At 72.0% G+C, this 12,366-nt stretch carries 10 protein-coding genes; 9 read left to right on the top strand and 1 reads right to left on the bottom strand.

From position 1 onward, the window contains the following. Positions 1–30 precede the first annotated feature (30 nt). The 6 genes from ACO03V_RS06755 (at position 31) to ACO03V_RS06730 (ending at position 6,495) form a co-directional block, all read left to right on the top strand. Entirely contained in the window at positions 31–1,161 is a 1,131-nt protein-coding gene (locus ACO03V_RS06755; RefSeq protein WP_423137055.1) for a hypothetical protein, read from the top strand. Between the two features lie 39 nt (positions 1,162–1,200). Continuing rightward, positions 1,201–2,250 (top strand): hypothetical protein, encoded by a 1,050-nt coding sequence (locus tag ACO03V_RS06750; protein ID WP_387053178.1) that lies wholly within the window; start codon positions 1,201–1,203, stop codon positions 2,248–2,250. Positions 2,251–2,366: 116 nt separating this feature from the next. Beyond that, a complete protein-coding gene (locus ACO03V_RS06745) occupies positions 2,367–3,464 on the top strand; it encodes a WxL protein peptidoglycan domain-containing protein (protein ID WP_367726125.1) in 1,098 nt (365 codons plus the stop codon). Further along, a complete protein-coding gene (locus ACO03V_RS06740) occupies positions 3,461–4,312 on the top strand; it encodes a hypothetical protein (RefSeq protein ID WP_423137054.1) in 852 nt (283 codons plus the stop codon). The genes ACO03V_RS06745 and ACO03V_RS06740 overlap by 4 nt, the downstream gene beginning before the upstream one ends. Beyond that, positions 4,309–5,259, top strand: a complete 951-nt coding sequence (locus ACO03V_RS06735; protein ID WP_423137053.1) for a sortase — start codon at positions 4,309–4,311, stop codon at positions 5,257–5,259. Before ACO03V_RS06740 ends, ACO03V_RS06735 begins: the two co-directional genes overlap by 4 nt. A 444-nt stretch (positions 5,260–5,703) precedes the next feature. Beyond that, a complete protein-coding gene (locus ACO03V_RS06730) occupies positions 5,704–6,495 on the top strand; it encodes a phosphate ABC transporter ATP-binding protein (protein ID WP_414685801.1) in 792 nt (263 codons plus the stop codon). Between the two features lie 72 nt (positions 6,496–6,567). Here ACO03V_RS06730 and ACO03V_RS06725 read toward each other — a convergent pair whose 3' ends face one another. Further along, positions 6,568–7,965 carry a threonine/serine ThrE exporter family protein gene (locus ACO03V_RS06725; RefSeq protein WP_367726128.1) on the bottom strand — a complete coding sequence of 466 codons (1,398 nt, stop codon included), beginning with the start codon at positions 7,963–7,965 and terminating at the stop codon, positions 6,568–6,570. Between the two features lie 217 nt (positions 7,966–8,182). Between ACO03V_RS06725 and ACO03V_RS06720 the strand changes: the two genes are divergently transcribed. The 3 genes from ACO03V_RS06720 to ACO03V_RS06710 all read left to right on the top strand — a co-directional run bounded on the left by ACO03V_RS06720 (position 8,183) and on the right by ACO03V_RS06710 (position 12,361). Continuing rightward, entirely contained in the window at positions 8,183–9,469 is a 1,287-nt protein-coding gene (locus ACO03V_RS06720) for an aspartate kinase (RefSeq protein ID WP_367726129.1), read from the top strand. Positions 9,470–9,693: 224 nt separating this feature from the next. Beyond that, positions 9,694–10,764 (top strand): aspartate-semialdehyde dehydrogenase, encoded by a 1,071-nt coding sequence (locus tag ACO03V_RS06715; RefSeq protein WP_423137052.1) that lies wholly within the window; start codon positions 9,694–9,696, stop codon positions 10,762–10,764. A 124-nt stretch (positions 10,765–10,888) separates the two neighbouring features. Then, the gene (locus ACO03V_RS06710) at positions 10,889–12,361 is read left to right on the top strand and encodes a malate:quinone oxidoreductase (RefSeq protein WP_367726131.1); all 1,473 of its coding nucleotides are present in this window, start codon (positions 10,889–10,891) and stop codon (positions 12,359–12,361) included. The last annotated feature ends 5 nt before the right edge of the window (positions 12,362–12,366 follow it).

Genomic DNA, 12,366 nt, shown 5'->3' with positions numbered 1-12,366 from the left:
CGTTCCTCCTCACCCACAGATAGGTCATCAGTGAAGATCAAGAAGATCGCCGCCCTCGGTGCGGCCGTCGGCCTCGTCCTCGCCGGCGCCGGGTTCGCCTCCACGGCGTCCGCCGAACCGGTGTCGAACAGCTACGCCGTCGTCGGATCCGACACGCTGCAGGACTCCATGAACGCGCTCAGCAACGGCACCACGGTGTCCGGCGCCAGCGTGCGCATCCTGGCCGCCGGACAGACCATCGGAAACTTCGATGCGTTCGGCTCCGCCGCCATCCAGACCAAGCCGGGCGGCGTGTACTTCGCCCGTCCGAACGGCTCCGGCTCCGGTCGCGACGCCCTGCGTGCCTCGGTGAGCGGCGCGGACTGGTCGATCAAGCTCAACCCGACCCCCGCCCGGGCGATCACCGGTCAGGTCGACATCGCCCGCAGCTCCGGCGGCCCCGGCTCCAACGCCAACGCCGACGGTCGTCTGCTCTACGTCCCCTACGCCCGCGACGCGGTCGGGTACGCCTACAAGGGCGGCACCGCCGCCTGGGCCTCCCTCACGCCCGCCCAGCTGAAGTCGATCTACGACGGCACGCTGACCTCGATCGACGGCGTCCCGGTGACCCCGCGCCTGCCGCAGGCCGGCTCGGGCACCCGCACGTTCTTCCTGAACGCACTGGGCTACTCCGGCAGCGCCCCGACCGCCCCCGCCGTCAACGACACGGGAAACGCCACCCCGGAGAACGACGCGACCGTCCTCGGTGACAACGAGATCATCCCGTTCTCCGTCGCCAACTGGGTCTCGCAGGCCAACAACGTCTCGGGCGTCAACACTCTCGCGACGGCTCCGACGGTCCAGCTCGGCTCGCCCGTGTCGGGTCAGGTCCCCTTCACCGGCACCGCGCCGAACCTCGTGCCGAACTCGGGCTTCTACGCCAACACCACGTTCGGTCGCGACACCTATCTGATCGTCGAGCGCGCCAAGGTCGTGTCGTCCTTCACCTACAGCGGCGCGCCCGCCTACGACCCGGTGCTCGCCGGCCTGGTCGACTCGAGCAAGACCACGAGCTTCACCAACTTCAGCACCGCTCCCTTCGCGCCGGGCGCCGTCAAGCGCAAGTACGGCTTCCTCGCTCCCAGCACCACCACCCCCATCGCGGCCTACGCCGCGGGTTGATCCTCACCTCTCCCGAAAGGCATTCCTCTCATGAACCGCATGTCGAAGGTGAAGGCGGCCCTCGCCGCCGCCGTCGCCCTCACGCTGCTCTCCGGTGGGGCGGTGTCCTCGGCCTCGGCCGCCGACACCACGACCTCCGCGCCCCCGTCCCTCGAGGCGATGTACCTGTGGAACAGCGACGAGACGCTGCTCACCAGCTCCTCGACGATCGGCTGGGGCCAGCAGGTGCTCGGCTACCCGAAGAACACGGACTTCACGAACTACGACGCCTACTTCACGGCGCCGTCGCAGGCGGCGCAGCCGTACGTCTTCCTCGCGCCCCGGGGTGACGAGCTCGACCCGCAGAAGTGGATCTCGAAGGCGATCAACGGCTTCGCCCCCGGCACCAAGAAGGTGCTCACGCCGAACCTGGCGCCCGAGAACACCGCCGGCGTGAACCTGGCCTCGGCCAAGGCGAACGGCGGCACCTTCTCGCTCGGTCTGGCCTTCACCGACCAGAACGCGGCCGTCGTCTACGGCGTCACCTTCGTCCACATCACGGTGCAGCCGGGCGGAAGCTACACCTACGAGCCGACCACGTTCGTGACCGGCACCACCCCGACCCCGGCCCCGACCGGGAGCTCGACCGACGTGGGCATCTCGGCGGACGTGCAGGAGGCGGCCGGCGCGCTCACCTTCAAGGTCCCGACCACCTCGATCGCCCTCACCACGGCGATCAACGCCGCGACGCAGCTCTCCGAGTCCACGGGCACGATCAGCGGCATCCGCGTCGACGACACCCGCCGGACGGTCGACCGCAAGGGGTGGAGCCTCACGCAGTCGGTGACGGACTTCACGTCCGGGTCGAACGTCATCGACAAGAAGAACCTGGGCGTCACCGTGTCGAAGGTCTCAGGCTCCGCCGCGAGCGCCGCCGTCGCGCAGGCGGCCGGCTCGGCCGTCTTCCCGTCGCCGTTCGCCACGGGCGACGCGGGCGTGCCCGCGCAGCCCACCACCGAGCTGAAGGCCGACCTCAAGCTCGTGGCCCCCGCCGGCACCCCGGCGGGCACCTACACCTCGAAGATGACGCTCACGCTCGTGTCGAAGTGACCCGACGGGGGAAGGGGCGGCACGACGCGTGCCGCCCCTTCTCTCGGACCAGGGGCGTTCACACCTCGTTCAGCACGGCGCTGCGCCGCCGTAAGCCTTCCCTGCGGAGATATATCGTGCAGTTCTTCCGGACCGCGGTGCGCCCGAACGCCCGCCCCCTCCCCGCGCTCGCCGCCGTCCTGGCCGCCGCGATCGCCCTCGGCTCGGCCGTCCCGGCCGGGTCCGCCCGCGCCGACGACGCGGCCCCCGTCGACGAGATCGGCATCTCCGCCCAGCCCGTCAGCGGTGACGGCGCGACGCGCAGCCGCTTCGACTACACGACCGCCCCCGGGCAGAGCCTCGACGACGCGTACCAGGTCATCAACCGCAGCACCGCGCCGCAGACGTTCACGGTCTTCGCCACCGACGCCTTCAACACCGACGACGGCTCGTTCGCGCTGCTCGAGACCGGCACCGCTCCGACGGACGCCGGCGCGTGGGTGTCCTTCGACGGCCAGAGCTCGGTCGTGATGACCCTCCAGCCCGACGAGAGCGCCACTGTGCCGTTCACGCTGCGGACGCCCGACGACGCGACGCCCGGCGATCACGCCGCCGGCATCGTGGCATCCGTCCAGACCTCCGACGGCCAGGTGCTCGTCGACCGCCGCCTCGGTGCGCGCCTGTACGTGCGCGTCCCCGGAGACCTGCAGCCCAGCCTGTCGATCGCGGGCATGTCGGCGTCGTACAGCCCCGGCCTGAACCCGTTCGCCGGCGAGACGACCGTCACGTTCACCGTGCGCAACGCGGGCAACGTGGCGCTCTCGGGCGACCTCAAGACCGAGGTGCGCGGGCTGTTCGGCATCGGGCTGTCCGCGCCGCTGGAGGAGGAGGTGGCCGAGATGCTGCCCGGCAGCACGCGGACGATCACCACGACCGTCGCCGGCGTCGGGCAGTGGGTCTACCTCGCCCCCGTCGTCACGCTCTACCCCCGCGTGGATGCCACGGCGCAGAACCCGGGTGTCCTGACGAGCGTCAGCCGCGACACGGTCGTCTTCGCCGTGCCGTGGGCCGCGCTGGGGCTGCTGCTCGTCGCGGGCCTCGTCGTCCTGATCGTCCGCGTCCGCCGTCGTCGGGACGCCGTCCGCGCGCAGCAGTGGATGGACTTCGCCGAGGCGGAGGCCCGTCGCAAGGCCGAGGCCGAGCGGGAGCCCGCTGTGGCCGAGACGCGCTCGTGAGGCGCGGGATCGGGGCGCGCCGGGGAGCGCTCGTCGCCGCGCTCGCGGGAACCGTTCTCGCGCTGGCGCCGGTCGTGGTCTCGGCCGCGACCGCCGCGCCGTCCGCCGCGTCCGCCGGCATGGTGCTCGTGTGCCCCACGCCGTCCGCGGCACCGACGCCGGCGCCGACCGGGGCCCCCTCCGACGGCGTGGGCATCACCGCCGTCGTGTGCGGTCCGACGGCCGCGAGCGGCGGCGGCACCTCGCCCACTGCCGGTCTCGGCGGGGCGCGCGGCTCCTCGTCCTCGACCGGGTCGCGTTCGGGCTCCGGCTCGGCGACCGGCACCGCGCAGACGCCGTCGTCGGTGGCGCCGGGAACGACCGACGACGCCGTGGCGGAGGACGCCGTCGACCTCGGCGGCATCCTGTCCATCGGGGGCCTGACGACGGGCAGCAGCCTGTCGCTGAACCCGTTCGGCGGCGACGTGCAGGTCTCGTTCACCGTGCGCAACACGTCGCGCTCGACCATCGACGCGACCGCCGATTTCTGGATGGAGAACGCCTTCGGGATGCGCCTGGCGACCGTCGACGGTGTCGCGGTGGCCGGGCTGAAGCCGGGGGAGACCCGGACCGTCGGCGCCGACCTGCCGGGAGCCGGCCAGTGGACCGTGCTCACCACGCACGCGAGGCTGAACCCGCCCGCCCAGGTGGACGGCGTCGACCTCTCCTCCCTCACCCGCGACGCGACGGTCATCGTGGTGCCCTGGCTCCTCCTGCTGATGCTCCTGGGGTCGGCGGTCGCGGCGACGGCCGTCGTGCTGCTGCGTCGTGCCGTCCTCGGACCCGTCCTGACGGAGGCGCCCGCATGACCGTCTCGGAGATGCACGTGCCCGCTCGCGCCCGCCGTGTGCCGCGGCCGCCCCGTCCGCCGCGCAGGGCGCCCCGCCTCCGGCGCACCCCGGTGCCCCTCACCGCGACCGAGGCGCTGGTCCGCGCGGTCGTGGGGATGATGGCGGCCGTGACGCTCATGTTCGTCCTCGACGTGACGGTGTTCAGCCACCTGCAGCACCTGGTCTCCCAGCAGCGTCTGTCGGACGACTTCCGCGCGCAGCTGGAGGCCGGCACCGCCCCCGTCAGCGAGTACACCTTCGACGACGACCTCCTCGCCGACGGGGCGCCGGTCGGGATCATCGAGATCCCCCGCCTGGGCGTGCACGAGGTCGTCGTGGAGGGCAGCAGCGCCGCCGAGACCGCGCAGGGCGTCGCGCACCAGCGCGACAGCATCCTGCCCGGGCAGGCGGGCGTGAGCTTCCTCCTGGCGCGGTCCGCTGCTTTCGGGGGTCCGTTCTCCGGCATCCAGAGCCTCAGCCCGGGCGACGCCATCTCGGTCCGCACCGGCCAGGGCCTGCAGGAGTTCGAGGTGGTCGGCGTCCGCTACGCCGGCGATCCGACGCTGCCGAACCTGCGGCCCGGCGAGAGCCGGCTGGTCCTGATGACCTCGCGGGGGGCGCCGTACGTACCCACCGGTGTCGCCTACGTCGACGCCCGCCTGGTCGGCGACGCCCAGGCCCGCGGCGCCCGCGTGACGAGCACGGCGGCGCTGCCCCCCGAGCAGCGCCCGATGGCCACGGACACGACCACGGCATGGGCGCTGGTGTTCGCCCTCCAGTTCCTCATCGCGGCCGAGATCGCCGCCGTCTGGGCGTTCCGCCGCTTCGGTGCCCAGCGCACGTGGATCGTCTTCGTGCCGGTGCTCCTGCTCGCGGGCTTCCTCGTCGCCCACCAGCTCACGCTCCTGCTGCCCAACCTGCTCTGACCGTGCCGCGGCCGCCTCGCGGCGGCATCCCCACCCGACCCGCTCGACCCGAGAGTCCCGATGAACACTGAATCCGCATCCTCCGTCGCCGCCGGCGACCCGGCGCCCGCCGACGCCGCGCCCGCGCTGCGCACCGCGGTCGTCCGCGTGCCCGCGCCGGAGCCGTCCCTGCTGACGGAGGTCGTCCGCGTGCCCGACGCGCACGGCCCGGTCGTCCGTGTGCCCGACGCGCACCCCCCGGCCGGGACGCCCGACACCTCGCTCACGGAGGTCATCGTCGCCCCGGCGTCGGGGGAGCCGCCGGTGACGGGCGTGCCCGACGTGGTCGTCGTCCCGGCCGCGTCGCCCCCGGCGGGCCTGCGGCGACGTTTCGGCCGACGCCCCGCCGCCGCCCCCGGCCCGCGCCGTTCCGGTCCGGGTGCCGCGGCGGCCGGCGAGAGCGTCCTGTCCGCCCCCGCCCCGCTCGCCACCCTCGACGCCCGCGGGATCACGGCGTGGTTCGGCGACCACCAGGTGCTCGATCGGGTGTCGCTGACCATGCCCGCCGGCCAGGTCACCGCTCTCATCGGCCCGTCGGGCTGCGGCAAATCCACGTTCCTCCGCATCCTGAACCGCATGCACGAGCTCGTCCCGTCGGCGTCCCTCGCGGGGGAGGTGCTCCTGGACGGCGTCGACATCTACGACCCCGAGCGGCGCCTCACCGACGCCCGCCGCGACATCGGGATGGTCTTCCAGAAGCCGAACCCGTTCCCGGCCATGTCGATCTACGACAACGTCATCGCGGGTCTCAAGCTCACCGGCATCCGCGCCGGCCGCGACGAGAAGGACCACCTCGTCGAGACCTCGCTGCAGAGCGCCGGCCTGTGGAAGGAGGTCAAGGACCGGCTGCGCGCCCCCGGCGGCGGCCTCTCCGGTGGGCAGCAGCAGCGTCTGTGCATCGCCCGCTCGCTGGCGATCAAGCCGAAGGTGCTCCTCATGGACGAGCCCTGCTCGGCGCTGGACCCCACCTCGACGCGCGTCATCGAGGAGACGATGGGACAGCTCCAGCACGAGGTGACCATCGTCATCGTCACGCACAACATGCAGCAGGCGCAGCGCGTGTCGCAGCAGTGCGCCTTCTTCCTGGCATCCCAGGGTCAGCCCGGCCACATCGTCGAGCACGGCGACACCGCGGCGATGTTCGACTCGCCCGTCGATCCGCGCACGTTCGACTACGTCAACGGCCGGTTCGGCTGAGCGCGCGCCGCCCCCTCGGGACCATGGATGCCGCGATCCCGACGCCCGGTCGGAGGCGTGGCATCCCCGGTCCTACTTGCGCAGCCGGGCCCGGGTCCGGATGACGCTGGACAGCGTCGCGCGCAGCGGCTGCCCCAGGTAGATGCCGAGGGAGGCCCCGACGGCGAGCGCGATGCCGATCGTCGCCGCGCTGGCGAGGGTGGTGACGCCGGTCATGAGCACCGCCGGGTCCTCGCCGGACTCCACGACGCCGAGCAGACCGCGGAACACCGCCGCCCCGGGGACCAGCGGCAGGATCGCGGCCGTCGTGATCGCGACCGAGGGCACGTGCAGGCGGTACGCCACGACGATGCCGACGAAGCTGCCGACGAACGCGCCGACGCCGCTGGCCGCGGCGACGTCGAACCCCAGCGACGACGTGGTGACGTAGCCCAGCCACGCGACGATGCTGAGCGCCGCGCTGACGAGGACGATGCGCGCCCCGGCGCCGTTGAACACCGCGACCGCGACCGCGATGACCGCCGCGCCGAGGAACTGCACGGGCAGCGGGCCGAGGGGGAGGGCATTCGAAGGCGCGGACATCCCGAGCCCCAGCACGCGCACCGTCTCGAGCCCGGCGAGGATGCCGATGACCACGCCCAGGGTCTGGGTCGTGAGCTCGAGGATGCGCCCCGTCGCGGTGAGGGCGAACCCGTCGATCGCGTCCTGGGCCGCGCCGACGACGGTGAGCCCGGCGAGCATGAGGACGATCCCGGATGCCACGATGACCGACGGCCGGATCGCCGCCGCCGCCTCGATCCCGGTGTACTCCAGCAGCGGCGAGAGCGCCGCGACGACCGTGAGGACGAAGCCGCCGGCGATCTGCGCGAAGAAGTAGGGCACGCGGGCCCGCGCGAGGGCGTACTGGGTGGTCGCGGCCATCGCCGCCGCGATGAACGACAGGACGAGGGCGAGCCAGTTCGCGCCGAACATGATCGCCACGCCCACGGCCAGCGACGCCTGCGCGGCGACGACGACCGGCGGCCGGTAGCGGAACGGCACCCGGCGGATCGCGCGGCAGCGCGCGACCGCCGTGTCCAGGTCGAGGCCGCCGCCGATCTCGGTGACGAGGGCCTGCAGACGCTGCAGCTTCGCGTGGTCCGGCACCGATCCGCGCACGACCCGCAGCAGCGTCGTCGGGTTCGTCGCCCCGGGGCGGCTGTGCGCGACCGTGATGGAGTTGTACGTCACGTCGACGTGGACGGGGTCGAGGCCGTACGCGCCGCACACCCGGACGATGGTGAGCGTCACCTCGCTGGCGGGCGCCCCGACCACGAGCATCGTCTCGCCGATGCGGATCGACAGGTCGAGCACGCGCGCGGCGAACGCGTCGTCGATCACGGGGAGCACCGTCGTGTCCGGCCCGGACGCCTCCTCGGTGTGGACGATCCGTCGCAGGGACGACAGCAGCCGACGGGAAGTGGGGGGCACCGCACGCCTCCAGGAGCACGACAAGGCGGAACAGGGGGACCGCCCCGATCCTACCGACGCCGCCTCCCCGGATCCTGGGTGGCGCGGCACCGTCGGCGCGGGGACGAGCGCATGGCCGAGGGGGAATGCACGCGCCCCTAGGATGGGTCGTCGGGTGCGTCGTCCGAGCGCCCGTCGCGGCATCCCGACTGCCCGACACATCCGGGGAGTTCCTCTTATGGCGCTGATCGTCCAGAAGTACGGCGGTTCGTCCGTCGCCGATGCCGAGAGCATCAAGCGGGTCGCCAAGCGCATCGTCGACACCCGCCGCGCGGGCCACGAGGTCGTCGTGGCCGTCAGCGCCATGGGCGACACCACCGACGAGCTGCTCGACCTCGCCGGACAGGTCGCGCCCATCCCCGCACCGCGCGAGCTGGACATGCTGCTCTCCAGCGGAGAGCGCATCTCGATGGCGCTGCTGGCGATGGCCATCCACTCGATGGGCTTCGAGGCGCGGTCCTTCACCGGCAGCCAGGCCGGCATGATCACGGATGCCACCCACGGAGCGGCCCGCATCGTCGACGTCACCCCGGTGCGTCTGCGCGAGGCGCTGGACGAGGGCGCGATCGTCATCGTCGCCGGGTTCCAGGGTTTCAACCGCGACACCCGCGACATCACCACGCTCGGCCGCGGCGGCTCCGACACCACCGCCGTCGCGCTCGCCGCGGCGCTGAACGCGGACGTCTGCGAGATCTACAGCGACGTCGACGGCATCTTCACCGCCGACCCGCGCGTCGTCCCCCTCGCCCGCAAGCTCGACCGCGTCGGCAGCGAGGAGATGCTCGAGCTCGCCGCCAACGGGGCCAAGGTCCTCTACATCCGCGCCGTCGAGTACGCGCGCCGTCACGGCGTCCTCATCCACGCGCGGTCCACGTTCAGCTCGGGCGAGGGCACGTGGGTGCTCGACGCCTCCAAGAAGTCCCCGCTCGTCCCCGAGGGAGCCACCATGGAAGAGCCCATCGTCGCCGGCGTCGCCACCGACCTCAGCCAGGCCAAGATCACCGTCATCGGCGTCCCCGACGTCCCCGGCAAGGCGGCCGACATCTTCAAGATCGTCGCCAAGTCCGGCGCGAACGTCGACATGATCGTGCAGAACGTCTCGGCCGCCGCCACCGGGCGCACCGACATCTCGTTCACGCTGCCGAAGGCCGACGCCACCGCCGCGCTCAAGGCGCTCGCGGGGGAGCAGGGCGAGGTCGGGTTCGCCAGCCTCGTGCACGACGACCAGATCGGCAAGCTGTCGGTCGTCGGCGCGGGCATGCGCACGCACTCGGGCGTCTCGGCGACGCTGTTCGAGGCGCTGAGCATGGCCGGCGTCAACATCGAGATGATCTCGACCTCCGAGATCCGCATCTCGGTCGTGGTCCGCGGCGTCGACCTGGCCGAGGCGGCGCGTCTCGTGCACACCGCGTACGGTCTGGACGGCGACGCCGAGGCGACCGTCCACGCCGGCACCGGCCGCTGACCTGACGCCCCCGCGGGGTCCGGCGCGCGCGTCCGCTCTCGTCGAACTCCTGAGTTTTCCCGCGCGGCCGCCCCTTCCGCGGCGTATTTCCGCCACTCGGCGCTGCATTCCGGACCGATTCTCCGGAGTTCCGCGGGGGCGAGGACGCCCCCCGGCGTTCGCGCTAGTCTGACCCGGACGCCGCGCTCGCGGCATCCATCCACCCGAACATCCGAGGTACCCGCATGACCCGCATCTCCGATTCCGGAATATCGCTCGCCGTCGTCGGCGCCACCGGCCAGGTCGGCACCGTCATGCGCGAGATCCTCGCGGAGCGCTCGTTCCCGATCCGGGAGCTGCGCCTCTTCGCCACCGCGCGCTCCGCCGGCACCACCGTCGAGTTCGCCGGGCAGCAGATCGTCGTCGAGGACGTCGCCACCGCCGACCCCGCGGGCATCGACATCGCCCTCTTCTCCGCCGGTGCCACCGGCAGCCGCGCGCACGCGCCCCGATTCGCCGAGGCCGGCGCGACCGTCATCGACAACTCCAGCGCCTGGCGCATGGACCCCGAGGTGCCGCTCGTGGTCAGCGAGGTGAACCCGCACGCGATCGATCAGGCGGTCAAGGGCATCATCGCCAACCCGAACTGCACCACCATGGCGGCCATGCCCGTGCTGAAGGTGCTCGACGCCGAGGCCGGTCTGGAGCGCCTCATCGTCAGCACCTACCAGGCCGTCAGCGGCTCGGGCCTCGCCGGTGCGCAGGAGCTCCTCGGCCAGGTCGAGGGCGTCCTCGCCCAGGGCGACGTCGAGCGTCTCGTCCGCGACGGCTCGGCGCTGGACTTCCCGGCGCCGCAGAAGTACGTCGCGCCCATCGCCTTCGACGTCATCCCGTTCGCGGGCAACCTCGTCGACGACGGGCAGAACGAGACCGACGAGGAGAAGAAGCTCCGCAACGAGAGCCGCAAGATCCTCGAGCTGCCCGACCTGCGCGTCGCCGGCACCTGCGTCCGCGTGCCCGTGTTCACGGGGCACTCGCTCAGCATCAACGCCGAGTTCGCCCGCGACATCACGCCCGACCGTGCGCGCGAGCTGCTCGCCGACGCCCCCGGCGTCCGCCTCGAGGAGGTGCCCACGCCGCTGCAGGCCGCCGGCGCCGACCCGAGCTTCGTCGGCCGCATCCGCGCCGACCAGTCCGCCCCCGAGGGCAAGGGCCTCGTGCTGTTCATCAGCAACGACAACCTGCGCAAGGGTGCGGCCCTGAACGCGGTGCAGATTGCCGAGCTCGTCGCCGAGCGTCTGGGCGCGCGCGCCTGACCACCGGCATCCGGATGCCTCCGGCCCGCTCTCCCGCGGCCGGAGGCATCTCCTTTGTCTCGATGTCGAAGGGACGTTTCTCTCGATGTCGAGAGACCTCCCAGGGCCCGCCTAGAATCGTCGGGTGACTGAAAACGTCGACGTTCTCCTCATCGGTGGCGGCATCATGTCCGCGACGCTCGGCACCCTGCTGAAGGACCTGCAGCCGGACCTCAAGATCGCGGTCGTCGAGCGCCTGAGCGAGGTCGCCCAGGAGAGCTCCAACGCCTGGAACAACGCCGGCACCGGCCACGCCGCCCTCTGCGAGCTCAACTACATGCCCGAGGGCAAGGACGGCTCGCTCGACCCGTCCAAGGCCGTCGCGATCAACGAGCAGTTCCAGCAGAGCCGTCAGCTGTGGGCCTCGCTCGTCGCCCGCGGCGTGCTCGACGAGCCGTCGACCTTCATCAACGCGACCCCGCACATGACCTTCGTGCGCGGCGAGAAGGACGTGGCGTTCCTCCGCAAGCGCTACGAGGTGCTCAAGCAGCAGCCGCTGTTCGCCGGCATCGAGTACAGCGAGGATTCCCGCGTCATCAACCAGTGGGCCCCGCTGCTCATGCACAAGCGCCGCAAGGGCGAGCCGTTCGCGGCCACGCGCGTCCCGGCCGGCACCGACGTCGACTTCGGCTCCCTCACCCGCCAGCTCTTCGCAGACCTGCGCGAGAAGGGCGTCGACGTCGCCACCAACCACGACGTCAAGAAGCTGAAGAAGCTCAAGGACGGCACCTGGCGCGTCAGCTACCGCCACGTCATCGGCGGCACCCCGGGCACGATCAACGCGAAGTTCGTCTTCGTCGGCGCGGGCGGTTGGGCTCTCAAGCTCCTGCAGCGCTCGGGCATCCCCGAGATCAAGGGCTACGGCGTCTTCCCCATCGGCGGCCAGTGGCTCAAGACCAGCAACCCCGACCTGGTCGCCAAGCACCGCGCAAAGGTGTACTCGCAGGCCTCCGTCGGCGCGCCGCCCATGTCGGTGCCGCACCTGGACACCCGCGTGGTCGACGGCGAGGCGTCGCTCCTCTTCGGCCCGTTCGCGACGTTCAGCCCCAAGTTCCTCAAGAACGGCTCGATGCTCGACATCGTCACGCAGGTGCGCCCCCACAACATCCTGCCGATGCTCAAGGTCGCCATCGACAACCCCGGCCTCATCAAGTACCTCGTCAGCGAGCTGCTGAAGAACCACGCGAAGAAGGTCGACAGCCTCCGCGACTTCATGCCGTCCGCGAAGGACGAGGACTGGGAGCTGCTCGACGCCGGGCAGCGCGCGCAGGTCATGAAGCGCGACAAGCAGAAGGGCGGCGTGCTGCAGTTCGGCACCGAGGTCGTCACCTCGAGCGACCGCTCCATCGCGGGTCTGCTCGGTGCCTCGCCGGGGGCCTCGACGGCCGTCTCGATCATGCTCGGCCTGATCAAGACCTGCTTCCCCGAGCGCATGCCCGAGTGGGAGCCGCGTCTGCGCGAGCTCATCCCGAGCTACGGCGAGACGCTCAACACGCGTCCCGAGGTGGCCCGACGCGAGCTGGATGCCACGGCGCACGCGCTCGCGATCAACGCCTGACCCCG

Source organism: Microbacterium sp. HMH0099 (genome assembly GCF_049384025.1).
Lineage (GTDB): Bacteria > Actinomycetota > Actinomycetes > Actinomycetales > Microbacteriaceae > Microbacterium.
Note: the sequence above shows the minus strand (reverse complement) of the source record. Positions and strands in the feature narration are given on the sequence as shown.

What these genes read in the sequence shown, in the direction of transcription:
- ACO03V_RS06750 (WP_387053178.1), top strand. Translation starts at nt 1,201, where the DNA reads ATGTCGAAGGTGAAGGCGGCCCTCGCCGCCGCCGTCGCCCTCACGCTG.
- ACO03V_RS06735 (WP_423137053.1), top strand. Translation starts at nt 4,309, where the DNA reads ATGACCGTCTCGGAGATGCACGTGCCCGCTCGCGCCCGCCGTGTGCCG.
- ACO03V_RS06720 (WP_367726129.1), top strand. Translation starts at nt 8,183, where the DNA reads ATGGCGCTGATCGTCCAGAAGTACGGCGGTTCGTCCGTCGCCGATGCC.
- ACO03V_RS06715 (WP_423137052.1), top strand. Translation starts at nt 9,694, where the DNA reads ATGACCCGCATCTCCGATTCCGGAATATCGCTCGCCGTCGTCGGCGCC.